Origin of the sequence: Aedoeadaptatus nemausensis (assembly GCF_903819165.1) — a bacterium.
In the GTDB taxonomy this organism is placed as follows: Bacteria; Bacillota; Clostridia; order Tissierellales; family Peptoniphilaceae; genus Aedoeadaptatus; species Aedoeadaptatus nemausensis.
On sequence record NZ_CAIJCS010000020.1, the window covers coordinates 14,147 to 38,078 of the forward strand.

25 protein-coding genes are annotated in these 23,932 nt (G+C 45.8%); 19 read left to right on the plus strand and 6 right to left on the minus strand.

Going from position 1 to position 23,932, the window contains the following annotated elements:
- The first annotated feature begins 8 nt into the window (after nucleotides 1-8).
- From PEPTYR26121_RS06265 to PEPTYR26121_RS06295, 7 genes are all read left to right on the plus strand, one after another.
- Complete coding sequence (locus PEPTYR26121_RS06265) at nucleotides 9-515, plus strand: single-stranded DNA-binding protein (protein ID WP_180500323.1); 507 nt, start codon at nucleotides 9-11, stop codon at nucleotides 513-515.
- A gap of 21 nt (nucleotides 516-536) precedes the next feature.
- Nucleotides 537-761 (plus strand): 30S ribosomal protein S18, encoded by a 225-nt coding sequence (rpsR, locus tag PEPTYR26121_RS06270; protein ID WP_180500325.1) that lies wholly within the window; start codon nucleotides 537-539, stop codon nucleotides 759-761.
- Between the two features lie 97 nt (nucleotides 762-858).
- The gene (locus tag PEPTYR26121_RS06275; RefSeq protein WP_180500326.1) at nucleotides 859-1,779 is read left to right on the plus strand and encodes a DUF2232 domain-containing protein; all 921 of its coding nucleotides are present in this window, start codon (nucleotides 859-861) and stop codon (nucleotides 1,777-1,779) included.
- Between the two features lie 4 nt (nucleotides 1,780-1,783).
- On the plus strand, nucleotides 1,784-3,790 hold the full coding sequence (locus tag PEPTYR26121_RS06280) for a DHH family phosphoesterase (protein WP_180500328.1): 2,007 nt from the start codon (nucleotides 1,784-1,786) through the stop codon (nucleotides 3,788-3,790).
- On the plus strand, nucleotides 3,787-4,233 hold the full coding sequence (gene rplI / locus PEPTYR26121_RS06285) for a 50S ribosomal protein L9 (RefSeq protein ID WP_180500330.1): 447 nt from the start codon (nucleotides 3,787-3,789) through the stop codon (nucleotides 4,231-4,233). Before PEPTYR26121_RS06280 ends, rplI begins: the two co-directional genes overlap by 4 nt.
- A complete protein-coding gene (gene dnaB, locus PEPTYR26121_RS06290; RefSeq protein WP_180500331.1) occupies nucleotides 4,233-5,558 on the plus strand; it encodes a replicative DNA helicase in 1,326 nt (441 codons plus the stop codon). Before rplI ends, dnaB begins: the two co-directional genes overlap by 1 nt.
- An 11-nt stretch (nucleotides 5,559-5,569) precedes the next feature.
- Nucleotides 5,570-6,391: an undecaprenyl-diphosphate phosphatase gene (locus tag PEPTYR26121_RS06295; RefSeq protein WP_180500333.1), complete on the plus strand. Its 822-nt coding sequence runs from the start codon at nucleotides 5,570-5,572 to the stop codon at nucleotides 6,389-6,391.
- Nucleotides 6,392-6,600: 209 nt separating this feature from the next.
- On the opposite strand, the gene PEPTYR26121_RS06300 is transcribed toward PEPTYR26121_RS06295, so the two are convergent.
- From PEPTYR26121_RS06300 to PEPTYR26121_RS06320, 5 genes are all read right to left on the minus strand, one after another.
- Complete coding sequence (locus PEPTYR26121_RS06300; protein WP_180500335.1) at nucleotides 6,601-7,356, minus strand: formate/nitrite transporter family protein; 756 nt, start codon at nucleotides 7,354-7,356, stop codon at nucleotides 6,601-6,603.
- A 9-nt stretch (nucleotides 7,357-7,365) separates the two neighbouring features.
- On the minus strand, nucleotides 7,366-8,358 hold the full coding sequence (gene asrC, locus PEPTYR26121_RS06305; protein ID WP_180500337.1) for a sulfite reductase subunit C: 993 nt from the start codon (nucleotides 8,356-8,358) through the stop codon (nucleotides 7,366-7,368).
- A gap of 9 nt (nucleotides 8,359-8,367) precedes the next feature.
- Nucleotides 8,368-9,168 (minus strand): anaerobic sulfite reductase subunit AsrB, encoded by an 801-nt coding sequence (asrB, locus tag PEPTYR26121_RS06310; protein WP_180500338.1) that lies wholly within the window; start codon nucleotides 9,166-9,168, stop codon nucleotides 8,368-8,370.
- Complete coding sequence (gene asrA / locus PEPTYR26121_RS06315) at nucleotides 9,161-10,186, minus strand: anaerobic sulfite reductase subunit AsrA (RefSeq protein ID WP_180500340.1); 1,026 nt, start codon at nucleotides 10,184-10,186, stop codon at nucleotides 9,161-9,163. Before asrA ends, asrB begins: the two co-directional genes overlap by 8 nt.
- A gap of 127 nt (nucleotides 10,187-10,313) precedes the next feature.
- Nucleotides 10,314-10,997, minus strand: a complete 684-nt coding sequence (locus PEPTYR26121_RS06320; RefSeq protein ID WP_180500341.1) for a Crp/Fnr family transcriptional regulator — start codon at nucleotides 10,995-10,997, stop codon at nucleotides 10,314-10,316.
- A gap of 281 nt (nucleotides 10,998-11,278) precedes the next feature.
- Between PEPTYR26121_RS06320 and PEPTYR26121_RS06325 the strand changes: the two genes are divergently transcribed.
- The 12 genes from PEPTYR26121_RS06325 (at nucleotide 11,279) to mprF (ending at nucleotide 22,845) form a co-directional block, all read left to right on the plus strand.
- Nucleotides 11,279-12,397, plus strand: a complete 1,119-nt coding sequence (locus tag PEPTYR26121_RS06325) for an FAD:protein FMN transferase (RefSeq protein ID WP_180500343.1) — start codon at nucleotides 11,279-11,281, stop codon at nucleotides 12,395-12,397.
- Entirely contained in the window at nucleotides 12,387-12,902 is a 516-nt protein-coding gene (locus tag PEPTYR26121_RS06330; RefSeq protein WP_180500345.1) for a hypothetical protein, read from the plus strand. The genes PEPTYR26121_RS06325 and PEPTYR26121_RS06330 overlap by 11 nt, the downstream gene beginning before the upstream one ends.
- Nucleotides 12,903-12,905: 3 nt before the next feature.
- Nucleotides 12,906-13,421 (plus strand): phosphatidylglycerophosphatase A family protein, encoded by a 516-nt coding sequence (locus tag PEPTYR26121_RS06335; protein ID WP_180500346.1) that lies wholly within the window; start codon nucleotides 12,906-12,908, stop codon nucleotides 13,419-13,421.
- Nucleotides 13,411-13,908, plus strand: a complete 498-nt coding sequence (locus PEPTYR26121_RS06340; RefSeq protein WP_180500348.1) for a QueT transporter family protein — start codon at nucleotides 13,411-13,413, stop codon at nucleotides 13,906-13,908. The genes PEPTYR26121_RS06335 and PEPTYR26121_RS06340 overlap by 11 nt, the downstream gene beginning before the upstream one ends.
- 22 nt (nucleotides 13,909-13,930) lie before the next feature.
- A complete protein-coding gene (locus tag PEPTYR26121_RS06345; protein ID WP_180500350.1) occupies nucleotides 13,931-14,191 on the plus strand; it encodes a (2Fe-2S) ferredoxin domain-containing protein in 261 nt (86 codons plus the stop codon).
- An 11-nt stretch (nucleotides 14,192-14,202) separates the two neighbouring features.
- Nucleotides 14,203-15,714, plus strand: coding sequence for a 4Fe-4S dicluster domain-containing protein (locus PEPTYR26121_RS06350; protein WP_180500352.1), 1,512 nt, complete (start codon nucleotides 14,203-14,205; stop codon nucleotides 15,712-15,714).
- Between the two features lie 507 nt (nucleotides 15,715-16,221).
- Nucleotides 16,222-17,172: a methionine ABC transporter ATP-binding protein gene (locus PEPTYR26121_RS06355; protein WP_180500354.1), complete on the plus strand. Its 951-nt coding sequence runs from the start codon at nucleotides 16,222-16,224 to the stop codon at nucleotides 17,170-17,172.
- Nucleotides 17,156-17,839 (plus strand): methionine ABC transporter permease, encoded by a 684-nt coding sequence (locus PEPTYR26121_RS06360; RefSeq protein ID WP_180500355.1) that lies wholly within the window; start codon nucleotides 17,156-17,158, stop codon nucleotides 17,837-17,839. The genes PEPTYR26121_RS06355 and PEPTYR26121_RS06360 overlap by 17 nt, the downstream gene beginning before the upstream one ends.
- A 28-nt stretch (nucleotides 17,840-17,867) precedes the next feature.
- Nucleotides 17,868-18,671, plus strand: a complete 804-nt coding sequence (locus tag PEPTYR26121_RS06365) for a MetQ/NlpA family ABC transporter substrate-binding protein (RefSeq protein WP_180500357.1) — start codon at nucleotides 17,868-17,870, stop codon at nucleotides 18,669-18,671.
- 8 nt (nucleotides 18,672-18,679) lie between these two features.
- A complete protein-coding gene (locus tag PEPTYR26121_RS06370; protein WP_180500358.1) occupies nucleotides 18,680-19,486 on the plus strand; it encodes a DUF169 domain-containing protein in 807 nt (268 codons plus the stop codon).
- 126 nt (nucleotides 19,487-19,612) lie between these two features.
- A complete protein-coding gene (locus PEPTYR26121_RS06375; RefSeq protein WP_180500360.1) occupies nucleotides 19,613-20,332 on the plus strand; it encodes an alpha/beta fold hydrolase in 720 nt (239 codons plus the stop codon).
- A complete protein-coding gene (gene mprF / locus PEPTYR26121_RS06380) occupies nucleotides 20,329-22,845 on the plus strand; it encodes a bifunctional lysylphosphatidylglycerol flippase/synthetase MprF (protein ID WP_180500361.1) in 2,517 nt (838 codons plus the stop codon). Before PEPTYR26121_RS06375 ends, mprF begins: the two co-directional genes overlap by 4 nt.
- A 1-nt stretch (nucleotide 22,846) precedes the next feature.
- Here mprF and PEPTYR26121_RS06385 read toward each other — a convergent pair whose 3' ends face one another.
- Nucleotides 22,847-23,776, minus strand: a complete 930-nt coding sequence (locus PEPTYR26121_RS06385; RefSeq protein WP_180500363.1) for a restriction endonuclease — start codon at nucleotides 23,774-23,776, stop codon at nucleotides 22,847-22,849.
- Nucleotides 23,777-23,932: the final 156 nt, after the last annotated feature.

A 23,932-nucleotide genomic window follows, 5' to 3' on the forward strand; every position in this document is an offset into this window, starting at 1 on the left:
GTGATATCGTGAATTTAGTTGTACTTTATGGAAGATTGACTCGAGATCCGGAACTTCGCTACAGTCAAAACGGCATGGCCAATACTTTTGCCACTATCGCCGTAGACCGTGGCATGAGTAGGGAAAAAAGACAGGAAGCGGAAGCGAACGGTCAACCCACTGCCGATTTTATCGGCATTAAGGCCTTCGGCAAAACCGCCGAATTATTGAGCAATTACTTTCACAAGGGTAATCGCATTGCGGTTGAAGGCAGAATCAGCACCGGAAGCTATGAGAAAAACGGCGAACGCGTCTTTACGACCGATGTCGTGGTAAATCGCGTTCACTTTATCGAATCGGCTAAGGAATCCGGCAATATGGGTGCAAACCCGGGAGGCGCAGGCTTCAACGCTCCGCCGACCAATATGGCTTATCAATCTGCAGATGCAGGGAACAATGCCAATGCCGGCGGCTTCGGTCCGAAGTCTGACGACGAGGGCTATTATCCCATCGACAACAATGATATCCCATTTTAACTTCAGTTAAGGGGTGAGAATATGCAAAGAAGATTTCGTTCCAGAAAAAAAGTCTGCATTTATTGCGCAGATAAAGATAAAAAGATCGATTACAAAGATACACAAACGTTAAAACGTTTTATTTCCGATCGCGGCAAGATTTTACCGAGACGTGTTACCGGCGCTTGCGCTAAACACCAACGTAAAGTTACCACTGCCGTAAAACGTGCACGTCAAGTTGCACTTTTACCTTACAGTGCCGACTAATCGGAGAGGCTCCCTTAATGGGGGCCTTTTTTGTTTAAGGGGCCAAATAGAACTATGATGGGAATTATGGTAGAATAGACTGATATGAGGTGATAGATTGTATCGAAAAATTTCAGGCTTAAGTGTGCTTAAGCTGTTTTTATATTCCATCATGTTGTTTTTGGGTGGAATGGTCATGCCCATCTTTTTTGCCTTTATTCCGGCGCTTTTCCTGTCGGAGATGCGGCGCCAGGGAGTCCTTCCCGTAGCCGGCGTATTTTTAGGCGTGTGTGTGATCTTGGGCTTTTTAACCGATCCCATGACGGCCCTTTCTCTTATGACGATAATGGGACCGTTGATTCTGATTTTGGATTATTGTATGCGTACCGACAAGAGCGTGGACTTTACCATGGCCGTGGGCACGATTTTATTTATCGTAAGCTTCGGTTTTATGCTCTATCGAAGCGGCACGCTTCAAATGATTCAAACCGGCAAATTTTTGACCTATGTGGAAAATATTCAGCAGGAAGTCATTAAAAACGCCGGACTTTCATCTATGGAGCAGGCGCGCATCGGCTTGCAATTGAAGACCTTTATGAGCCGCGCCATCAGTCTCGTACCGGCCTTTATTGTGCTTTCGGGTCTTTTGATGACCTATGTTTCCTATCGTATCAGCGGGAGGAATATGCGCATCGCCGGCGACAAAGTCGTGTGTCCCGGGCCCTTTTTCCTTTTGCGCCTTCCTCGAGCGGCCATGATTCCCTCGGCGGCCTTGGTGGCAATAGGTTACGGATTAGCTCAAACGGCGGCACCGGGGATTGAACTCTATGTATTGAATCTCGGCGCCATTGTAGCGACGCTCTTCGCCTTTCAAGGCCTGGCCATCGAAAATTTCTTTTTGTTGCGCTATGTGCGTCAACCCATTGCGAGAGGTTTGATTTTGTTTTTGACACTAACCATTCCCGTAGGACAAATGGCTCTTGCGGCCCTGGGACTCCTCGATCAAGTCCTGAATATCCGAAACATTCAAGGAGCGTGATACTATGGACCATCGATTTTCAATAAAAGATTATTATCTCTATTTAATCCTTATCGCCCTGTTGGCCGTGGCGCTCTTTATTTACAACCCCGTATTGGGTACCCTAGGCGTCATCGCAGGTATTATTTCCGCCTCTTACGCCTATCGCACGGCGAATAAGTTTAACGAGATTTTAAGCGATCAGTTTCAATCCCTTCACAAGGATTTTGAGAAGGTAACGGAGCGCGCGATTTTCTCCATGCCCTTTCCCATGGTGGTGACCGATAGAGGCGGGGTAATTATCTGGCACAATTCTCATTTCGCCACGCTTGTGGAGGGAGAGAATTTACGGGGCAATGTGCTCCAAAAAGAAATTCCCGACCTGGGTCAGCAGTCTGAAGAAGAAGGGGAAGGCGTCCGCGCCGTGGAAAACGGAGAGACCGTCACCATCGGCGACGCTCCCTATGCTACCTACCGAAATATCGTGGATTACCAGCGAAGTGGCAAGGCGGATACGCTCTGTCTCTATTACTTCGTGGATCGAAGTGATTTTGTGGATATGGAACGGCTTTACGAAGATACGAGTAATGTGGTCATGGTCGTGGAAGTAGATAACTTTGACGAAGTGGTGGACGCGGCGCCTACGTCGAAAAAGCCTCTTCTTATCGCCGAAATCGACCATCGCATCAACGAGTATTTCCGTTCTAAAAATGCCCTCGTACGCAAGTTTCAAGAGGACATGTATCTGATCGTCATGCGGAAGATGGACATGGAGCCCATCGTGGAAGAAAAGTTTGAAATCCTCGATTTGATTCGGGAGATCGACGCGGGTAACAGCGTCAACGTCACTCTTTCCGCCGGCGTCAGCCGTGAAGGGCTGGCCTTTATCGATGCGTACAAAGAGGCGGATACCTGCCTCGACGTCGCTTTGGGTCGAGGAGGCGATCAGGTCGTCGTAAGGACGGAAGATACCTACGCCTACTTCGGCGGTAAGAGCAAGGCCGTGGAAAAGCGAAACAAGGTAAAGGCGAGGGTGTTGGGTATCGCCCTTCGTCAATTGATCGAAAAATCACCGAAAGTCTTTGCCATGGGTCACTCCAATCCGGACATGGACGCCATCGGCGCCGCCGTAGGCGTTATGCGGGCGGCGAAGAATCAAGGCAAGGAAGGCTATATTATTTTAAAGGAATCCAATCCTTCTATCGAAGTGCTTCTGAAAGTGATGGAGCAGGAAGAGCCGGATCTATATAAATGTATTATTTCCGGGGAACGGGCCGAAGAGCTTTTGCGTCAGGACGATATTTTGATCCTCGTAGACAATCACAAGCCCTCCTTTACGGAATACCCGCCCATTTTAGAACGCACATCGAATGTGGTGGTAGTGGATCACCACAGGCGAGGCAGCGAATATGTAAACGATCCGGTGCTTAATTATGTGGAACCCTACGCCTCTTCCACCTGCGAGCTTATTACGGAAATGCTCACCTATATGTACGACGATATAGAACTTACGGAATTTGAGGCCAATGCACTGATGAGCGGCATCGTCGTGGATACGAAAAACTTTACGTTTAAAGCCGGCGTAAGAACCTTTGAAGCGGCTTCGGCTTTAAAACGAGCCGGAGCGGATATGTCGAAGGTACGCTATTTCTTTGAAGACGATTATGATACGATCGTTTCGAGAGCGGAAGTGGTGCACAATGCCCGCGTTATTTTCGACAATATCGCTATTTCGAGACTGGACGGCGACATGCCCAATTCCGTATTAGTAAGTGCCCAGGCCGCCGATGAACTTTTAGGGATTCACGGAATCAAGGCCTCTTTTGTCCTCAACAAGAAAAAAGATATTGTGCATATTTCCGGCAGAAGTTTCGGCGAGATCAGCGTACAGCTGATATTAGAGGCCATGGGCGGCGGCGGCCATTTAAATATGGCGGGCGCCCAAGTTAAGAGTGACGACATCGATGCCGTTGAAGAACAATTGATTCAAGCCATCGAAGAGTATTTAGAAAAAGGAGAAAAAGAAGAATGAAAGTCATTTTATTAGCAGACGTCGACAAATTAGGTAAAGAAGGGGATTTAGTCGATTCTAAATCCGGTTACGCTCGCAACTTCTTATTTCCCCGTAAACTTGCCGTAGAAGCTACGCCTGAAAACCTTAAGAACTGGAAAGAAATGAAGGCGAAAGAAGCGGCCGACGAAGCGGAAAGAGTGCGCCAAGCCGGAGAAACGAAAGAGCTTTTGGAATCCAAGTCTGTGGATCTTAAGGCGAAAGGCGGCGAAGGCGGCAGACTATTCGGTGCCATTACGGCTAAAGACATTGCCGAACGCATGGACGAACTTTTCGGCGTGAAGATCGACAAGAAAAAAATTGTCCTTCCGGAAAACATTAAAGCCACCGGCAATCACAAGGTCAATGTAAAACTTCACGGCGATATTTCCGCCGATGTTACCGTCGTCGTTACTGCGGAATAATGAACGCCGACGCCGGTAGAACCCCTCCTTACGACGAGCAGGCGGAAGCCTCCGTCTTAGGTGCCATGCTTTTGGATAAGACGGCCATTACCACGGCCGTGGAGATCATCCACGGGGATGATTTCTATTACGACAGCCACAAAGCGATTTTCGAGGGGATTCTTCGACTTTATAATAAAAATGAGCCCGCCGACATGATTACCTTGTCCGACTTTTTAAAGAAAAACGGACAATTGGAAGCTGTCGGCGGTTATACTTATTTGGGGCGCTTAACCTCGGGCACCGGCGCCATTTCAAATACCGAAGCTTACTGCCATATTATTAAGGAAAAATCCACGTTGCGCTCTCTGATTCGCGCCGGTGGCGAAATCGTAAACGACGCCTATCAAGACGACGACGATGTAGGCGCCATTATCGAAAAAGCGGAGAAATCCATCTTTGATATTACGCAGGATAATCAGCGCAACGGCCTCGTGGACATGAGCGAGGTTATGGTCACCACCTTCGATATTATGCAGAAGCGCTCGGAAAACAAGGGCGGCCTTACGGGCCTTACCACGGGCTTTATCGATTTGGACAGAAAGACCTCAGGGCTACAAAAGGCGGATCTCGTTCTCCTGGCGGCCCGCCCGTCTATGGGGAAGACGGCGCTTATGGTCAATATTTCCACCAACGCCGCCTTAAAGGGCAATGCGTCGGTGGCCATGTTTTCTCTGGAAATGAGCCGCAATCAATTGTCACAGCGGATTCTTTCCTCCCTTTGCCACGTGGATCTTATGAAGATTATTTCAGGCGATCTTACCACGGAAGAATGGTCGAAGGTGATCGAGACCATGACCTATATGAACGAGATGAAGATTTCCATCGACGATACGGCGGGGATTACGCCCCTTGAAGTGAAAGCTAAATGTCGCCGTTTAAAGGCGGAGAAAGGGCTGGATCTTATCGTCATCGACTATCTGCAACTTATGGAAGTAGGGGGACGGTCGGAGTCCCGTCAACAGGAGATCTCGTCGATCTCTCGTCAGCTCAAGGGCATCGCCAAAGAGCTGGACGTTCCCGTCATCGCCCTTTCCCAGCTATCCCGTGCGCCGGAAATGCGCGCCGACCACAGGCCCATTCTTTCGGACCTCAGGGAATCGGGTGCTATCGAGCAGGATGCGGACATCGTCATGTTCCTTTACCGGGACGAATACTACAATCCCGACACGGAGAAACAGGGGCTAGGCGAACTGATTATCGCCAAGCACCGCAACGGCCCTACGGGCACGGTGGAACTTCTGTTTAAAAACGAATACACGAAATTTGTCAATCTACAAGTTTAATCGGAGGATTTATGGATATTATTCGCGTGATCATTTTGGGGATCATCGAAGGGGTGACGGAATTTCTTCCCGTTTCCAGTACGGGGCACTTAATCCTTGCCCACGAATGGATTACACTCCATCCCCAAAGTTTTCAAAACGCATTCGACGTATGCATTCAATTAGGGGCGATCTTGGCAGTGGTCGTCCTGTATTTTTCAAAACTATGGCCTTTTTATAAAAACGACGAGGGGAAAATAGCCGTCCACGAAAAGACCATGAAGCTTTGGCTCAAGGTCATCGTCGGCGTCTTGCCTTCGGCTGTTTTAGGACTCTTATTCGACGACTTTATCGACGCCCATCTCTTTAAACCTCAGGTGGTGGCGACTACTCTTATTCTCTACGGGATCTTTATCCTCTTAATCGAGAGGCGAAATAAAAAAGGAGACAGACGGGTAAAGGTTCAGCGCGTAGAAAACATTCCCTACGGCATGGCCCTTTTAATCGGCTTTGCCCAATGTCTCGCCATGATTCCCGGCACGAGCCGGAGCGCCGCCACCATTTTAGGCGCGCTCTTACTGGGCGTGGGCAGGGGAGCGGCGGCTGAGTTTTCATTCTTCCTCGCCATTCCCACCATGTTCGGCGCTACATTGTTGAAAATCGTAAAAAACGGCCTGATCTTTACGGGCTACCAATGGTTTTTAATCTTCCTCGGCGCCGTGGTCAGCTTTATCGTCGCCGTCGTCGTCATTCAACGCTTTATGGATTATGTACGAAAAAAAGACTTTCAAGTCTTCGGATATTACCGAATCATTTTGGGATGTATCGTCTTTTTATACTTTGCGTTCAAGTAAATAATATTGAGAAAACAGTGCTATACGCACTGTTTTTTAATGGTCTAATTTACGTTGTCTATTTAAAAGGAATGAATTATCTACGGATAGTCGGCAAGTACATTAAATTATGAGAGGAGTTATAAATATCGAACCGCCCATTGGGAGCTTTCTTCGATGGGCAGTTTGCGTATAAAAAAGAAGTCTCCGAATTTTCGGAGACTTCTCTTTTATTCTTTAGCTATTAGGGCGTAGGGAAGACCTACAAAACAGATGCCGCCGATCATATTGCCGATGGTGACGGCGATAAGATTGTAAACGGCGCCTGCAAAGGTAAAGGAAACGGAGGATTTTGTCATTAGGGCGATAGAGAAGAGGGTCATGTTGGCGACGCTGTGCTCGAAACCGATAATGACAAAAGTGGCGATGCAAAGAGTAATGTATAAAATCTTTCCGCCGCCGTCTGCAATACGGCCCGATCCCCAAACGGCGAGGCAGACGAGGATATTACATAAAATCCCGCGGAAGACCAGGGGAAGGAAGGCGAGTTCCGTTTTGGCGAGGGCGGCCTTCGTAAAGACCTCCGCCGCATCTCCTGTAGCGAAACCGCCGCCGACAAAAAGGGCGCCGCAGACAATAGAGCCTAAGAGGTTTCCGATCCAGCAAATCGCCCAAAGCTTCAGGGTATCGGGGAGAGTTACGGTCTTTCGGGCGAGTCCCAGAGTCATGACCATATTATTTCCCGTGAAGAGCTCGGCCCCTGCGATGACTACGAGGGTAAGGGCTATGGAAAAGCAAAAGCCCATTAGGACCTTTGTGGAGGCGCCGGGAATAAGTGTTTGAATCGTAAAGACGAGGCAAATGGCGAATCCGACGAAAAGTCCGGCGAGCATAGAGGCGATCAAATACCGCCCCGGATGTGAATTTAATAAATTGACCTTGCCTCTTGCGGCAACCGACCATTTCTTAACATCGTCTTGAAACATGAAAACCTCCTAAATCCGTTGGGTGTGGGTTTTGTCGTAGTGAATACCGCTCCAATACATAGGCGTGTAGACGATGGCTTTTTCAGGAAGTTTAACACCGTCCATCACCCAGTCTTTAAAGACATTAAAACCGGTTCGATCGACGATATAGCCGATGTGTTCCTTTCGTGCCGGCGCATTGGGATCGATATACTTTTCGACATAGCTATAAGTGTTCTTAATAATTTTAATGATGGAATCTTCGTCGGCCCATTTAATAAAGTCTTCGCCGAGACGAGGATTGCGCTTACCCGTGCGGCCGAGGAGGGTAAGCTTATAATATTTTTCTTTGGAACGTGTCCAGGCGCGCATGGGGCAGTACACCACGCAGACGCCGCATCCGATACATTTATCGGGATCGCGCTCAGGCTTTCCGTTAACCATCTTAATGGCCTGTACACTTTTATTGCGGCAATACTTTTCGCAGGCGCCGCAGCCGACGCAGCGATCTTTGTCGAGCTGAGGTTCCGTCATGCCCATAATGCCGAAGTCGTGCATACGAACCTTAGCGCAGTCGTTGGGGCAGCCGGTAAGGGCAATTTTAAAGTGGAGATCGTCGGGGAAAATAGACTTTTCAATACGCTCGGCAAATCCCGTCGTCTCGTAACAGGCGTAGGGGCAGACGCGATTTCCTATACAGGCGGATACATTTCGCGTACCTGCGGAGGTATAGCCTTCGCCCCGAACATCTTGATTAATATCCAGCTTATCGATTAAAGGTTGCACGGCTTTATTGACCTCATCCATTTTATCAAATGGAATGCCTAAAATCTCAAAACCTTGTCTGGATGTAATATGAACTTCGCCATTGCCGAAAGTATCGGCGATGTATTGCACTTGGCCGAGGAGTTCTCCCGTAATATGACCGCCGGGTACGCGAATGCGAATGGCGGTAATGCCTCTTCGTTTTGTAACGCGAAAAGCATTTTTGCGCATTTTTAAAGCATTGTAATCTTGACTCATCATAGCCCCCTAATCGAACATATGACGACCCTCTGTGTAATTATACACCGGACCGTCGGTACAGACATAGCTTTCGTTGATCTTACAGTGGCCGCATTTTCCGATGCCGCAACACATTTTTCTCTCCTGGCTGATCCAGATGTTTTCTTCTTTGAAGCCAAGCTCGAGAAGTTGTAGGCAGGTAAAGTGCATCATCATGGGCGGGCCGACGACGATAGCCACAGCTTCGTCGTAATTATTGATTTTTAAATTAGGCAAGTGTTCGGTAACCAGACCGATTTCGCAGGTCATATCGCCGGGATCACAATCCAATGCATCGACGGTTAGAATAATATTTATGGATTCGCGCCAGCGGTTTTGATCTGCCAGGAATAATACGTCGGCAGGGGATTTAAATCCCGCCACGAGGGAAATATTTTTACATTCATCCCGGTTTTGTGCAAAGTAATCTACGACGCCGCGCACGGGACTGAGCCCGGTACCGCCTGCTACGACGAGAAGTTCTTTGTCTTTGTATAGATCTAAATCAAAGCCGTTGCCGTAGGGACCTCTTAAGAATAATCGATCGCTGCGGAGAAGATCGAAGATCTCATCGGTAACTTTTCCTACTTTACGGATAGTTAAGTCGATTGTGCCCTCGCCGATACCCGATACGGAAATGGGGGCCTCGCCGACGCGAGGAATGGAAACTTGAAAGAACTGACCCGGACGCACATCTCCCGTATACTCCACGCGGAAAGTGTGTTCCATGGGGGTATGTTCGATAATCTCTACGATTTTTGAGGGGAAGGGTAAGTATTCGTTATGCATTTTCTTCCTCCTTATCAATGGTCATAGAGGCGACTTCCGTCACCATGGTTGAAAACGAAATATACTCCGGGCAGACATCGTCGCAGCGGCCGCAGCCGGTGCACATGTGGTAGCCGAATCTTTTCTTAAAGTCATAGACCTTGTGGAGCGTTTTAAAACGCATACGTTGACCGTGTTTATCGCGGTATTTACCGCCGCCGGCAACATCGGTGAAGCCGTCGACCATGCAGGAGGCGTGAACACGACGTCGCTCGCCGGCCCGGCCGTTGTCCTGATAAAAGAGATCTTGCATGGTGAAACAGGTACAGGTGGGGCACACGAAATTACAGCGACCGCAGGCGATGCAGCGCTTATCGTACTGATTCCAAAACTCGCTTCCCGCCACCTTTTTAGGATCGATATTGTCACTTAGTTTGACGCGGGTCGGCGTTTCGGTAACGTAGCTGGGCTCTACATGGAGCTTTTCTTCGCTGTGACGTTCAAAAATACCGTCGAGATCTTCATCTCGAACATCCATGTAAAAAACATCCCCGTCGCGATCGATGGAAGCGGAATAATCGTCGCTCTTGTTGGTTTCCATATCGACGCAGAAGCAGTTTTCGTAAGCTTCCGGACATCCGATTAAGACGAATTTTATCTTATCTCGGAGGCGCTTGTAGTAGTGATCTGCGAATTTATTTTCAAGATAAATGGCATCGAGGCGCTTGACGCTATGTAAATCGCAAGAACGTAAGAAAACGAGAGCTTCTTTTTGAAAACGAGGCTCCGATTCCGTTACAGTATTTTCGGTAAAGTAAAATAAGGTTTCGCTGATCGGATAGAAAACTTCTTTCATAGAGTAGTGGCTCTTTTGATCGAGCTCCATCTCTTCAATGCTTTGAACTTCCCCATAACGAATACTGTCGAGATCCGAATAGGGTGCTTGGCCTTCGAAACGCTTTGGAGCAAAGAGCAGATACTCTTTCGACAGATCCTCCAAGAGTGCGTTTATAGAAGATAAACTGAACTTATATCCCATAATGACTCCTTCCTGCGCCGAATCGTGAAAAAACGATCAAATCGGCGTAAAAAAATAACATCCATTCCAGTTAACATTTTAGAAGGATGTTATTTTAAATTCTGTGAGAAAAGTCACGAAATGGAGATTAATCGTCTTTTTTAAAGTAAAACTCCAGTTGGCTGCGATCGGGAACGATGAAAGTGCCCCTTTCCTGAATGACGAGCCCGGATTCCAGCAAAGGTTTTAAATTTCTCGAGACGCTTTCGCGACTGGCGCCGATGAGCTCGGCGAGAAAGGTTGTAGTAATTTTTAAATCGATGGCGACTCCCTGAGCATGCGGGGCAGGATAATCCTTTGAGAGTTTCCATAATTTGGCGGCGATGCGCTTGTCCAGCCGTACAAAGCCCGAAGAATTTTTAAGTTGGCGATATAATCGGCGCATCCGCAAATTATAAAGATCGATGGTATTTAACGCGAGTACGGGATCTTTTTCGATGGCTTCGAATAAGACCTTTTGCTCCAATTTATAGACGACTCCGCCGCGAATGACTCGGCAGGCAATGGAAATGGGATAGGGACGGCGTTCCGGATAGTTTAAAATTTCCCCGGGGCCCAAAGTAAATATGACTCTTTTATCGCCGGATGAGGATACTTTAAACATGGCGTACTGACCGCTCTCCACCATATAAATAGAATCCAATACGTCTCCTTCCGTAAAAAGGAGAGTGTTCGTTTCGGTTTTTTCTCTTACGAGCTTTTTAGAAAGATTGTCGACTGTTTTAGGATCCGCGCCATTAAATATATTCAGTCGTTGAGATAAAAAATCCATAATAAACCACCTTTCCCGTAATAAAGAAATTATAGCATGTTATGGGAAATTATTAGAGTAGGGTCTGAAGAAGCCGTTAGAAAATAGGGGGATATGCAATGTATTTTAGGGGAAGGGCTTGTCAGTCAAGGTGCTATCTTATAAAATAGATACGTAAATCTCTGTGTATTTGATTAAAGGAAAATCTATTCAAAGGAGATATTACATCGCCTATTTTGATTTTAAAGGACGGGGCACCCCGTTCTTTTTCTATGTGTCGTTTCCTTTATGAAAGGAGTACCATGAAAAAAATAATCCCCATTATATTGGCCTGTCTCTTCCTTGTAACGGCCTGCGGCAATAAAGAGCTAGCCCGTTACGAAGCGACCTATTACGATTCTTTCGATACGGTGATCAGCGCTATGGTCTATTCGGAGAGCGAAGAAAAAGGCAATGAATACTTAGAATATATCCATAAACGTTATCAGGAACTGGACCGTCTATACAATGGTTTTAAAAACTTCGACGGCGTAACCAATTTAAAGACGCTAAATGACCACGCAGGAAAGGGAAAAGTGGTCGTGGATAAAGAGCTCTACGATCTTATCGACTATTCGATCAAAGAATATAGAAAGTTCGGCGAGACCAATATTGCACTTGGCGCCGTGACTTCCATCTGGCAGCGCTACCGTGACCAATACGAAGTAGTACCGGAAGAGGGAACGGAACACGACGATAAAATCTTAAGAGAGGGCCATCCCGATGCCGAGCTTCCCTCTATGGAAGATCTTCGGGCGGCCAATGAACACACCTCTATCGACGACATTGTACTATATCCGGAGGAGTCGGCGGTAGAGATCAAAGACCCCGAACTCAAAATCGACCTGGGTGCCGTGGCCAAAGGATACGCCACGGAAAAAATCGGCGAAGAACTTCGCGAAAAAGGTTGTTCGGCGGCGATTATCAGTGCCGGCGGCAATGTAAAAATAATCGGCGCGCCTCCTGAAAAGGAACGGGACTATTTCGGTATCGGCTTGCAAAACCCCGAAGCCGTCATCGGCGGAGCAGAAGGGGCGGAGAATATGAAAGATATTATTTACGCCAACGACACTTCCATCGTCACCAGCGGGGACTACCAACGGTTTTACATCGTAAATGGCAAGCACTACCATCACTTAATCGATCCGGACACCTTAATGCCGGCAGATCACGTGCGTTCGGTTACGATCGTGACCAAAGACAGCGGTTATGCCGACTTTTTATCCACCACCGTGTTCTGTATGCCCTATGAAAAAGGTCGTGCCCTCGTGGATTCCTTAGACGGAGTGGAAGCGTACTGGATCTTCGAGGACGGAAGTGTGCAATTTACAGAGGGCTTGAAGGCTTCTTTAGACAGCCAAGGAGCAACGAATGAGAAGTAATCTTCTGATCTTGACACTGGCACAGCTTCTGCTGATCCTGGTGTTTTCCGTCATCGGCATCGCCCTGCATTATGTGCCCGTTTTAGAAAACTTCCTGTATAGCTATATGATATTCCGCATTTTGCCGATTATTCTCATAGTCGCCGTTTATATCGGGGCGGGCAAATTAATGACTGTGAAATCCTATGCGGAAATGCTGAATCTCTTATTGATCCCGCTGGTTTTTTGGGGGGTCTTTATGACGGTGGCTTTTTTCGGCGGCGGAAGCGAGGCATTTTTACGTGGACCCTTTCGCTCTATGTGGCGCTTTCCAATGGATGTGACCATGTTGCCTCAAGTGATTTCCATGGGGCTTTTGCGCCTTCCCTACGAGCCGAAGACCCATTTGGTCTTCGCCTTTATTCCCCAAGCTCTTAGCGGAATCGTGGCATGGTACGGCATGCGTCGTTATCGTAAATTGGCGACCCTTCGAAGACGTCGCGCAGAGAGAGAAGAAAGAAGGTAAATTATGTATCGTTACGATATGGAAAAATTATTCAATACAAGCATCGATGCCTTAAATAAAAAAGGCGTCACCATCCGAGATATTGCAGAAGTTGTGTACGAGTTGCAAAAAGACTACGGCCCCATTACAATGGAAGTGTGTGAAGAAAATGTCTTGGCAGTGCTTCGCAAGCGTGAGACCATTCACGCCGTGTTGACGGCCCTCGCCATCGACAAAGCGGTGGATCAAAAACTGTTCGACGAACCCATCCAGTCCATCATCGAAGACGACGAAGGGCTCTATGGAATCGACGAAGTGTTGAGTCTTTCCGTTGTAAACATTTACGGCTCCATCGGCCTTACCAATTTCGGCTATTTAGACAAGAAGAAAATCGGCATTATCGACAAACTCGATAAAATGAAGGGAAAAGAAGTTACGACCTTTACCGACGACTTAGTGGCGGCCATCGCTGCGGCGGCAGCCAGTCGATTAGCCCACAGTAATCAAACAATGAAAGAAGGTAATAAACATGAAGCGTAAACTTACAACCCGCTGGATCGCTACGACGGCAGTATTGGCTGCCGTGTACTACGCCTTGACCGTAGTATTTTCACCTATTTCTTACGGACCCATTCAATTCCGCGTATCGGAAGTGATGAATATGTTGGTCTTCTTTAATCCCGGCTTCGCACCGGGTATCGTATTGGGAGTCTTTCTATCCAATATTACATCGCCCCTAGGGGCTTATGATCTCGTGTTCGGAACATTCCACACGGCGATCAGCCTCTATTTCATGAGTAAGGTCCACAATAAGTGGGTGGCCAGTTTAATGCCGGCCCTATTTGCGTGGATTATCGGTTTTGAGTTAGTTCTAGCTTTCGGCGGCGGAATCGTCGGCTTCTTAACCATGAGTCTTTCCGTAGCGGCCAGCGAGGTCATTATCTGCACATTGATCAGCGTTCCCGTTTACGAAGTACTCCAAAAGAACCCGGGCTTTCGATCCATTGTCAACAAGAACCCTCAATAGGATTCTGTAGATAGGAGAATGTATGGAAGTAAAAGTTTGTGTCGGTGCACGCTGCACCATGATGGGCTCGAGCCACATGCTCGATGAATTGGAAGATTTACAAGAACAATTTTTTGAAGAAGGCGAACTGGAAATCGTCAAGAAGAATTGCTACGGAGTCTGCAAATCCGACGGCATTGAAAAAACACCGGTTGTCAGTATCGACGGCGAATTAATTACCGCTGCTAAAACACAAGAGGTTTGTGAAGAAGTCATGCGCCGCGCCGGAAAGATCGAAAAGTAGGGGGTAGTTCATTGAAAGAAAGTTACGCAAGTGTAATGGGTCTTCGCAGACTCGTATTTGCCGAGGTTGCGAAGATCGCATTTACCGATACACCGTTAGAAGAATTAGAAACCGTCGGCTACAGACTCTATCCGGGCAACACGCCGGACGATTTTGAAGACGTGTTCCGCAAGCGTGCCATCGCCGAGGAAATGATTCGTCTGGCCATGGGCATGGACTTAAGAGACTACGGAGAATACATACCGGTAACCGACGGCTTCAACGATGTAGACGTAGCCACGAGTATCTTTGAACCGCCGTTGGTAGACGTCATTAAATTTGCCTGTGAGGCCTGTCCCACCCGTGCCCTTACCGTTACGAACAATTGCCGTAAATGTATGGCACACCCCTGTACCAATGTGTGTCCGGTCAACGCCGTGAGCATCGGCAAAAACGGTGCCGTCATCGATCAGGAAAAATGCGTAAAATGTGGCCGCTGCGAACGCACCTGCCCCTACAACGCCATCGTCGAATACGACCGCCCCTGTGCTTCCGTTTGCGGTGTCGGCGCTATCGAAAGCGACGACATGGGACGTGCAGTGATCAATCACGACAAATGTGTAGGCTGCGGTCGTTGCGTCGTACAATGCCCCTGGGGCGCTGTCGGCGACAAGACCATGATCTATCAACTGGCGAAAGCCTTGAAACAAAAAGATAAACGCATTTACGCCATTCCCGCACCGAGTTACATCGGTCAATTCGGAGCGAACACCACTCCGGAGCAAGTGCGCGCGGCAATGCAAGAGCTGGGCTTCGAAGATATGATCGAAGTAGGCCTCGGCGCCGACTATACCACCCTTCACGAAGCCAAGGAATACCTGGAGCGCGTGCCGAAGGAAATCCCCTTCATGGGTACGAGCTGCTGCCACTCCTGGACACTTCTCATCGAATACAAGTTCCCCGAACTGAAAGATTACGTTTCCGACTCGGGAAGCCCCATGCGCTATACGGCGGAGCACATTAAAAAGAAAGATCCCGACGCACTCGTATGTTTCGTGGGACCCTGTACGTCGAAAAAAGTGGAATCCATTACCAGCGATGTAAAAGAATACGTCGACTTCGTCATCACCTTCGAAGAACTCATGGGCATGTTCGTCTCCATGGATATCGAACCTTCCGAAATCGAAACGGAAGAAGGGGAAGTGGAATCCTCCTCCTCGGCGAGAGGATACGCCATGGCAGGCGGCGTAGCGGCAGCGGTAAAAGAAGTTGCCGAACGCATCGACCCCGAGCGCAATATTCAAATCGAAGGCGCCAACTCCTTGAAAGAATGTATCCGTATGCTTCAAATGGCGAAAGCCGGACGAAAAGACGGATACCTGCTCGAAGGTATGGCATGTGAAGGCGGATGTATTGCCGGAATGGGTACCATCGCCTCCACCACTCGCGTTCGTAAAGCCGTCAACAACTATATGAAAGATTCGGAGTACAAAACACCGCTCGAAAATGAATTGGTGGACGACTCCTTAAAAGACTTCAGCTAATATAAGAGAATTCCTCGATCGAAAGGTCGGGGGATTTTTTTGTATCTGTAATGAATTTAGTGGAGTATCGATTACTCTTTGGCAATATAGAGAACATCTATATGTTTATAAAAATTTTTAAATTTAACAATAGGTTCACAAATCGTTGAGAACATATGGAAAATCATGATATATTTGAGCCGTAACGGTAAGATATTCATTTAGTTGCTTAGAGTTTTAAAGAGTCGAAGGTTTTTATAATTTTTTTAAAAACAAGAATTAGATCAATGTCTTAAATACAGGTTACAGAAGGGGAAATGCTGACAGAAAGAGTAAGTATAGTCAAATGATTGTTGCCGGCTATAAATATTGGATCTATATCATGAATAGAATGAGGTATCTCACAGGGAACTTTCATTTTTGGCGTAAGCGTAATATTTATGTCCGAAAATCTATATGATTGAAGCTTATCTTCAATAGTCATTTATAAGTTATAGCATTACTATTAGGAATCAAGGTAGATAGAATATGATCGAGATTAAAAATCTTCATAAAAGCTTTGGTAATTATAAAGCGGTAGACGATGTAAGTTTATCCATAAAAGAGGGAGAAGTTTTCGGGATCATAGGAGAAAGTGGTTCGGGAAAATCAACTTTATTGAGATGTATTAATGGGTTGATTCCGGTGGACAGCGGCAGTGTCAATATCGATGGTGTTAATGTTCAAAAATTGCCTCACGATGAACTGTTGGATTTCCGAAAAAACATAGGGATGATTTTCCAACAGTTTTCCTTAGTTAATCGTCTAAATGTTTATCAAAACATTAGCTTACCTTTAAAAATAGAAGGTGTTAGCGAAGAGGAGATCCGAGAAAAGGTATCAAAAATAGCAAAGATTGTCGGTCTGGATGATAAGTTGGAAAATAGACCATCGGAACTATCGGGAGGTCAGAAACAAAGGGTAGCCATAGCTCGTGCCCTTGTAACCGACCCTAAAATCATTTTATCCGATGAATCCACATCGGCACTGGACCCTCAAAATACGGAATCAATTCTGAATCTGTTCAAAGAACTAAATCGGGAATTAAAGGTCACCATCGTTATGGTTTCTCACGAACTGGATGCTATACGCAGCGTGTGTGATCGGGTAATGAAGTTTGAAAAAGGAAAAATTCGACAAATCTGTACCCCCGAAGAGCTGATCAGAGAAGAGCTTCATAAAAAACAAATTATTTTTAATGAAGAACAATATAGCTGTTTTGACGTTATCATAGACGATACACATGATACGCGTTTTATTTCAGCATTAGCGAGAGAGCTTGGTACAGATATTATGATTTATGAAACGAAAGGCTATAAGTTCAAAGATAAAAGCAGTATGTTTTTCAGATTATTGATACCAAAGGAATATAGTCATTCAGTTTCTGAATATATGGATTCTTTTAATGTCTGGTGGTGTGAATATGGTAAAAACAAATAGCTTTAGCGAATGGCTTAAATTTACACAAGATCTCATATTACCGGCGACACTTGCGACAATCCGACTAGTCGTTTTAGTCGTGATCATAGGATATGCCCTCGGCTTTTTAGTGGGTTGTGTACTATATATATACTCACCGAATGGGTTAAACCCCAATAGTAAGATCTACAAGATTGCAAACCTTCTTGTAAATGTTGTAAGGAGCATACCTATATTGATTTTGATTGTAGCCTTGATCCCCGTTACGAGGGCGATTATCGGAACGTCTGTCGGGCCCAATGCAGTAATCATCCCTCTATCCCTTGCGGCTACCGCTTTTATAGCAAGATATCTTGAGACTATTTTTAACTCTGTAGATCGTCAAACCATAGAGGCGGCGCGATCTTTCGGAGCGAGTAATAAAGATATTATGCGTTATATAGTCGTAAGAGAATCTATTCCCGGAATGATATCAACACTTACTTTGGCAACGATTAATAATATCGCCGGATCTACAATAGCAGGTGCAGTCGGCGGTGGGGGAATCGGAGCTATAGCCATAAACTATGGTTACCAAAGCTTTAATAACGCCATTTTATATACATCTGTCGTTTTGTTATATTTGATGGTGCAAGCTGTTCAGTCCGTCGGTAATAGAATTTATGAAAAGCAAATAAGAGAGTCGTAGTGTAAAACATAAAAAACAGGAGGTTCTTATGAAAAAAATAGTAGTAACTGCCCTTGCGTGTATGTTAATGCTTACAGGTTGCGGCGGTGGTAAAACGGCCAAAACCGAAGATGATCCCAAGGAGATTAAGATCGGCACCATGTCCATTGTTGAGCCTATCGTCAATATGCTTGCTGAAGGCCTCGAAAAAGACGGCTATAAAATTACGCCGGTACTTTTTGACGGCAATCACTTGCCTGCAACCGCATTAAGTGAAGGATCTGTAGACGGTGTTATCTTAAACCATAAACCTTGGATGGAAACATTTAATAAGGAAAACAACACAAATCTTGTCATGCCCGAACCCTATATGTATCACGGCACCAATGCTTTATACTCCAATAAGTATGACGATATTTCTGAGATTCCCGACGGAGCCAAGATAGCAGTTCCCGGTGACCCCATCAATTTAGACAGAAGTTTAAAATTGCTGCAAGGCCTCGGTTTTATTAAATTACAAGAGGGCAAAGAAGGTATGTACACACCTGTCGACATTGTAGAAAACACGAAGAACATCGAGATTATAGAAACAGAAATTACCGCTACAGTTAGAAGTATGGACGATGTGGACGCTTTATTCAGTGGTGCTGCATATATTAAGGAAGCAGGATATGATCACAAACATCCTCTATACTTCGATCCTACGAATATGGACTATCCCCTCGGTTTAATTGTCAATAAAGGGGATGAAGACAAACCTTGGGTAAAAAAGGTTTTAGAATATCAACAAACTCAAGAGTTTAAAGATAAGTTCAACGAACACTTTGACCAAACCTATATTCTTTATGAATAAAATCTATTATGAATAAAATTCAAAGAAATGTTGATCGACTGGAGTGCCTTTTAGATTTAGAGAGGGAAATAGTCGGTGTAAGGTTCTTATTCTCCGAAGAAGAGTTCAATGAATCACAGTTTAATCCTCTAAAAAATAAAATGTCCTATTGCACAACCGTGAGTAGAGCAACTCAAGGTAATAACTATAAAATAAGATTAGAAAACTTTGCTTGCTCGGCTGCAGCCAATGCTTTAGGACTCTATAAGATGACACCGATAAAAGAGTTCGGTTATGCTCGACTCAGGTCAGGAACCTACGATAATCTAGGTGTCAGTCGCCAAATTTCCAAGTCTATGGTTTATTGCCCCGAGGGGATGTACGGATTAGAGGTAGCTCCATTAAGAGAGTTCGATGAAGATCCTCACATTGTAATTTTCATCACGAATCCCTTTAATGCCATGCGTATCTCCCAAGGCTATGCTTACTTTCACGGGCATGTAAAAAATGTTCAATTTGCAGGAATGCAAGCTTTATGCCAAGAGTGCACCTCGTATCCCTTCGAAATGGATACTTTAAACATCTCTATGATGTGTTCGGGTACCAGAATGTTGGGAAGATGGAGCGATTCAGAATTAGGAATCGGTCTACCTTTTCACCTGTTGGATTCTTTGGTAGAAGGTATTAAAAAAACGGTAAATCCCCTGGAGCGCAATAAGCGGAAAAAAGTAATTGAAGAGCGCTTAGAAGAAAAAGGTTTATCCGAGGAATTGTCTATCGAGTATGATAAAAACTACGATGACGGACTTTACATGGGTATTCCGGAAACTAAATAGCACGTTCTTTATTTGAAGTTCTCCTAATAAGGAAGACATTTTTCCTCCGGGAAAGATGTCTTTTTTTGCGTTCAAGTTTATAATAGTAAATAAGGATTCTCATTTAGTTATGTAATCGAGGCGCTTATGAAGGGGAATGGCTACATTACTGTAAAGGATGGCACGCGGATTTTTTATACGATTTTCGGCGACGGTGAGCCGGTTTTATTTTTACACGGCAATGGGGGGAGCAGCCGCTTTTTTCAATACCAGGTCGGATCTTTTAGAAAGGCGTTTCAGCTGGTTTTTATCGACAGCCGAGGCCACGGAAAGAGTACGAACTCAGGGCATCGCCTGGATTTCGATTTAATGGCCGAAGATACGAAGGAAGTTTTAGACGCTTTGGGTTTTCGCAAGGTATCCATTGTGGGATTTTCCGACGGAGCGAATCTGGCCATGGTCTTTGCCGCTCGCTTTCCGAACTATGTAGAAAAGCTTGTTTTAAATTCCGGCAATTTGTTTTTTAAAGGTACTAAGTGGTATAGCCGAATTCTTTCTTATCTTCAATATGGCATGAATGCTTTTTTACATAGATTTTCTCACCGCTTCAAGGATTCAAAGCTTCAGGCGGAGTTACTTTTAGAAGACGTAGTTCTCCCGCCGCAGGAATTAAAGAGCGTTCGTGCTCCGTCTCTTGTGATCGTCGGCGAAAGGGATCTTATCGAGAGTTCCCATTCAAAATACATCGCTTCCTTGCTCCCCAACAGTACGTTTGTTGAAGTGCCTCGGGAAGGTCATAATTTGGCGCGTACCGATGCGCCAATGTTTAATCAAATCGTTCTTTCATTTTTAAGAGGAGAGTTATGAAAAAACTTATCCAAGGTGTGAAAAAATACATCGAACCGTTATTTATTTTATCGGTGTTTATTCTCGTGGTGTTGGAGTTTAAAAGTTTGTCGAAGGAAATTTCCTATGATAAATTGACCTCCGTGTTGCAAGGTGTATCGCCTTTTATAGTGGCTTTTTTACTTTTGGTAGGTGTGGTGGCGGTTTTGCCCATGCTCCGATATGAAGTGATTTTAAATCGCTTAATCCACGGGGAACACGACAAGCGCTATCTTTACGAGACTAGCTACACGATCAACACTATGAATAATCTCATCGGTTTCGGCGGGATTATTAATATGGGGCTCAGAAATTATTATTATGGCGATAAGAAAAATAAGGTAGAACTATTTAAGGTTATCGTGGAAACCCATATTTATCATCTGATGGGTATTTCCATTCTTTCGGCATTGGCCCTTCTCTATATTGCCTGGATGAAGGACTCCGCCGCCACCGGGTATGTGCCCTGGCTCATAGGGGGCGTCCTATATACTCCCACGGTTATTTTATTTTCCAATCGCAAGCGGGGAGAAGGAAAGCGGGTGCCTCGGTGGGCTCAAAGGGAATTGGCCCTTACGTCGTTTTCGGAGTGGTGCGGCGCCTTCGCCACTTTCCTCCTGATCGGGAAATGTATGGGTGTGGATTTCCATTCTGTACAGGTGCTTACAGTCATTGTGGCTACGAGTATTATAGGTATGGTGTCCATGATGCCGGGTGGCCTCGGTTCTTTCGACCTTATGACCCTGGTAGGCCTCGGAAACCTGGGCGTCGATTATGAGACGGTACTGGCCTGGCTTCTTTTATATCGCTTGTTTTATTATGTGGTGCCCTTTGTAATCGGCCTATACTTTTTCATCAAACATTTCGGCCGCAGTTTTAATGAAGAAAACGACGGCGTACCGGCGGAGTTTTTAAAATCCATCGGCCACGATATTTGTTCCTTGATGATGTATTTATTCGGAATTTTTATGATTTTATCCGCCACCATCCCGGATGAGGTGAATACGATCAAGTGGCTCGCGAAATTAAATCCCATCCACGCCAACATTTTATATCAGTTCCCCAGCATTCTTTTGGGGCTCGTCTTTATTCTCTTGGGTCGAGTGAATATCGAGCATCAAAAAAGGGCCTTTAAGCCCACGATTTTGTTTTTGGCAATAACTTTTCTTTATGCCGCCTTTACGGGATTCGGCATCATTACCTATGTCTATCTTGTTTTATTAACTGTACTTACGATTTCTACGCGGAAAGATCTTTACAGAACCCAATTTATTTATCGGGCCGAAAGTTTGACAATAGACCTTGCAATCGCTCTATTCTTCGGCATGCTCTACTTACTTTCCATCGCCAACAAGGCGAAGGGTATGCGGCTTTTATACCGCGCCAAGGATTTTATCGTGGTGCCCTTCGAAGAAAATTGGCTCAGAATCAGCTTCCTTATCGTCGTCAGTGCGGCGGTGATCTACGCTCTTTTATATTACATGCGAGGTAAAAGAGAGAAAGTAGGGGAGGCACCGGATCTCGAACGAGTGGAGCGCTTGCTGGAAACCTACGGCGGTGATTTGGATGCGGGCCTGGTTTTTCTAGGCGATAAGGAGCTTTACTGGTATACGGTGGACGGGGAAGATCGCTGCGCCATTCAGCTGAAAACTGAATCGGATAATGTCATCGTCATGGGGGAACCTATGGGAAGTCCCGAAGATGTGGATGATTGCATTCGGGAATTTATCCGCCACGTAGACGTGCTCGGGTATGATCTCGTATTTTACGAGGTGTCCCGGGATTTCATTATGAAGCTGCACGATTTCGGCTTCCACTTTATGAAATTCGGCGAGGCGGCCCTTGTCAATTTGGAGGAATTTTCTTTAGAAGGAAAGAGCAAAAAATCTTTCAGAAATACCATAAATAAAATAGAAAAGGAAGGCTATTCCTTTAAGATTCTGGAACCTCCCTATGATGAGAAAACCATGAAGGAATTACGGGGGATCTCCGACAAATGGCTCGGCAATCGCGGCGAAAAGGGATTTTCCTTGGGATTTTTCGACGAAAGCTACCTCAATCGCGGACCGATCGCCGTTGTGGAAGACGGGGAAGGGATTATCGTCTCCTTCGCCAATTTAATGCCCGTTTACAAAGAAGGCTACACCACCATCGATTTAATGCGCCACGACCCGGAAACTTCCCCGGGAGGTACTATGGACTATCTCTTTTTAAATCTCTTTCTGTACTTTAAGGAGCGGGGCGCAAAGTGGTTCGATTTAGGCATGGCGCCTCTCGCCAATGTGGGCATCAACGACCACAGCTTTTTACAGGAAAAGCTGGCTTACTTCGTTTTTAAATTCGGAGGCAGCATTTATTCTTTCGAAGGGCTTCGGACCTACAAGAGTAAATTTGCCGATCGTTGGGATGCAAAATATACGGGCTACAGCCATCGCGCCAATTTATTCTACACAGTGGTAAGCTTGGTGCGGGTCGATCGTAGACCGGGGAAATAAATTAGCGCATTTTCTTTTCGATGCGCGTTATAATATCGTCGCCGGACATAAGGGATTTTAAATTGTCCCGGTCCAAGAGGAGGATTTTGTTTTCCTGCAGCGTTTTTTTCGCCTTGCGATCCAGTACGGCGGAATCCATTAGGAGGACTTTCTTTTCCCGAACCTTCTTCGGGAAATGCTTCAGGATCTTCTCCAGATCTTCCTTTCGCGCTACGCCTTCAACATCGATGCGTTTAATCTCAACGGCATAGATATCTTTCCCTTTTTTCATCTTAAAATCGTAGGGAAGATTCGGGTTCTCGTAATCGTTATCGATGATGTCGTAACCGCAGCGGGAAAAGGCGATGGCCGCCAAGCGTTCGTGGGTCAATTCTTCCTCTAAAAGCTTCAGTGCCCTTACGAGATGAAGAGGGTCCAGCTTTAATACGGCGGTACAGCCGTAGCCATTTTCGTTTTTCGGAAAGTGCTTTACATCGAAGGCGATAATGCGCTCGTCTACTACTGTAAAATGACCGTGGGCGATAGCGTTTCGCATATGGCGAAGGAGGGCGGAAATTTTCGTTTCTTTCTCCGCCGTCGTGAGGATGATTTTCTGACAGCGGGTGCAAATAGATTCTGTATAATAGTCCACAATGTCGTCGTCGATATAATCGAGGAAGAGAATGTCTTCTTTGTTTAAATGGAGGGCGTCGGCTATAAGGCCGAAGCTGAAATTCTCGTAGAGAGGTTCGGTTACGAGGACATTGGAGGGGGACTGGAAGGAATTAATATTCGGTACGTACCACAAGAGATATTCCAGTGCCTTGGTGAGATCCTTCGACAGAGGAAGGGGTCTTGGGTCGTGGGCGAGGGAGTATTTTTTCTTAATGTGGCGGTCGCAATTATAGTCAAAATTTTTAAAATGGGGAAGATACCCGTTATGATTACCCATGGGTCACATCCTTTCTCGTGTTACTTTTATTATAATCATATAAGAATAATTCGCCAATGAGAAAACCGCATAAATTAGCGGAAACCCCTTGACAGATTATGAATATTGCCCTATACTAATTGCTAGTGTTTTAAAAGCCCCGGAAACTTTTGAACA

Bases quoted from the DNA above. Each gene is read 5' to 3' on its own strand.
- rpsR (WP_180500325.1), top strand. From the start codon at position 537: ATGCAAAGAAGATTTCGTTCCAGAAAAAAAGTCTGCATTTATTGCGCA.
- PEPTYR26121_RS06280 (WP_180500328.1), top strand. From the start codon at position 1,784: ATGGACCATCGATTTTCAATAAAAGATTATTATCTCTATTTAATCCTT.
- rplI (WP_180500330.1), top strand. From the start codon at position 3,787: ATGAAAGTCATTTTATTAGCAGACGTCGACAAATTAGGTAAAGAAGGG.
- dnaB (WP_180500331.1), top strand. From the start codon at position 4,233: ATGAACGCCGACGCCGGTAGAACCCCTCCTTACGACGAGCAGGCGGAA.
- PEPTYR26121_RS06295 (WP_180500333.1), top strand. From the start codon at position 5,570: ATGGATATTATTCGCGTGATCATTTTGGGGATCATCGAAGGGGTGACG.
- PEPTYR26121_RS06300 (WP_180500335.1), bottom strand. From the start codon at position 7,356: ATGTTTCAAGACGATGTTAAGAAATGGTCGGTTGCCGCAAGAGGCAAG.
- asrC (WP_180500337.1), bottom strand. From the start codon at position 8,358: ATGAGTCAAGATTACAATGCTTTAAAAATGCGCAAAAATGCTTTTCGC.
- asrB (WP_180500338.1), bottom strand. From the start codon at position 9,168: ATGCATAACGAATACTTACCCTTCCCCTCAAAAATCGTAGAGATTATC.
- asrA (WP_180500340.1), bottom strand. From the start codon at position 10,186: ATGGGATATAAGTTCAGTTTATCTTCTATAAACGCACTCTTGGAGGAT.
- PEPTYR26121_RS06320 (WP_180500341.1), bottom strand. From the start codon at position 10,997: ATGGATTTTTTATCTCAACGACTGAATATATTTAATGGCGCGGATCCT.
- PEPTYR26121_RS06325 (WP_180500343.1), top strand. From the start codon at position 11,279: ATGAAAAAAATAATCCCCATTATATTGGCCTGTCTCTTCCTTGTAACG.
- PEPTYR26121_RS06330 (WP_180500345.1), top strand. From the start codon at position 12,387: ATGAGAAGTAATCTTCTGATCTTGACACTGGCACAGCTTCTGCTGATC.
- PEPTYR26121_RS06335 (WP_180500346.1), top strand. From the start codon at position 12,906: ATGTATCGTTACGATATGGAAAAATTATTCAATACAAGCATCGATGCC.
- PEPTYR26121_RS06340 (WP_180500348.1), top strand. From the start codon at position 13,411: ATGAAGCGTAAACTTACAACCCGCTGGATCGCTACGACGGCAGTATTG.
- PEPTYR26121_RS06345 (WP_180500350.1), top strand. From the start codon at position 13,931: ATGGAAGTAAAAGTTTGTGTCGGTGCACGCTGCACCATGATGGGCTCG.
- PEPTYR26121_RS06355 (WP_180500354.1), top strand. From the start codon at position 16,222: ATGATCGAGATTAAAAATCTTCATAAAAGCTTTGGTAATTATAAAGCG.
- PEPTYR26121_RS06360 (WP_180500355.1), top strand. From the start codon at position 17,156: ATGGTAAAAACAAATAGCTTTAGCGAATGGCTTAAATTTACACAAGAT.
- PEPTYR26121_RS06365 (WP_180500357.1), top strand. From the start codon at position 17,868: ATGAAAAAAATAGTAGTAACTGCCCTTGCGTGTATGTTAATGCTTACA.
- PEPTYR26121_RS06370 (WP_180500358.1), top strand. From the start codon at position 18,680: ATGAATAAAATTCAAAGAAATGTTGATCGACTGGAGTGCCTTTTAGAT.
- PEPTYR26121_RS06375 (WP_180500360.1), top strand. From the start codon at position 19,613: ATGAAGGGGAATGGCTACATTACTGTAAAGGATGGCACGCGGATTTTT.
- mprF (WP_180500361.1), top strand. From the start codon at position 20,329: ATGAAAAAACTTATCCAAGGTGTGAAAAAATACATCGAACCGTTATTT.
- PEPTYR26121_RS06385 (WP_180500363.1), bottom strand. From the start codon at position 23,776: ATGGGTAATCATAACGGGTATCTTCCCCATTTTAAAAATTTTGACTAT.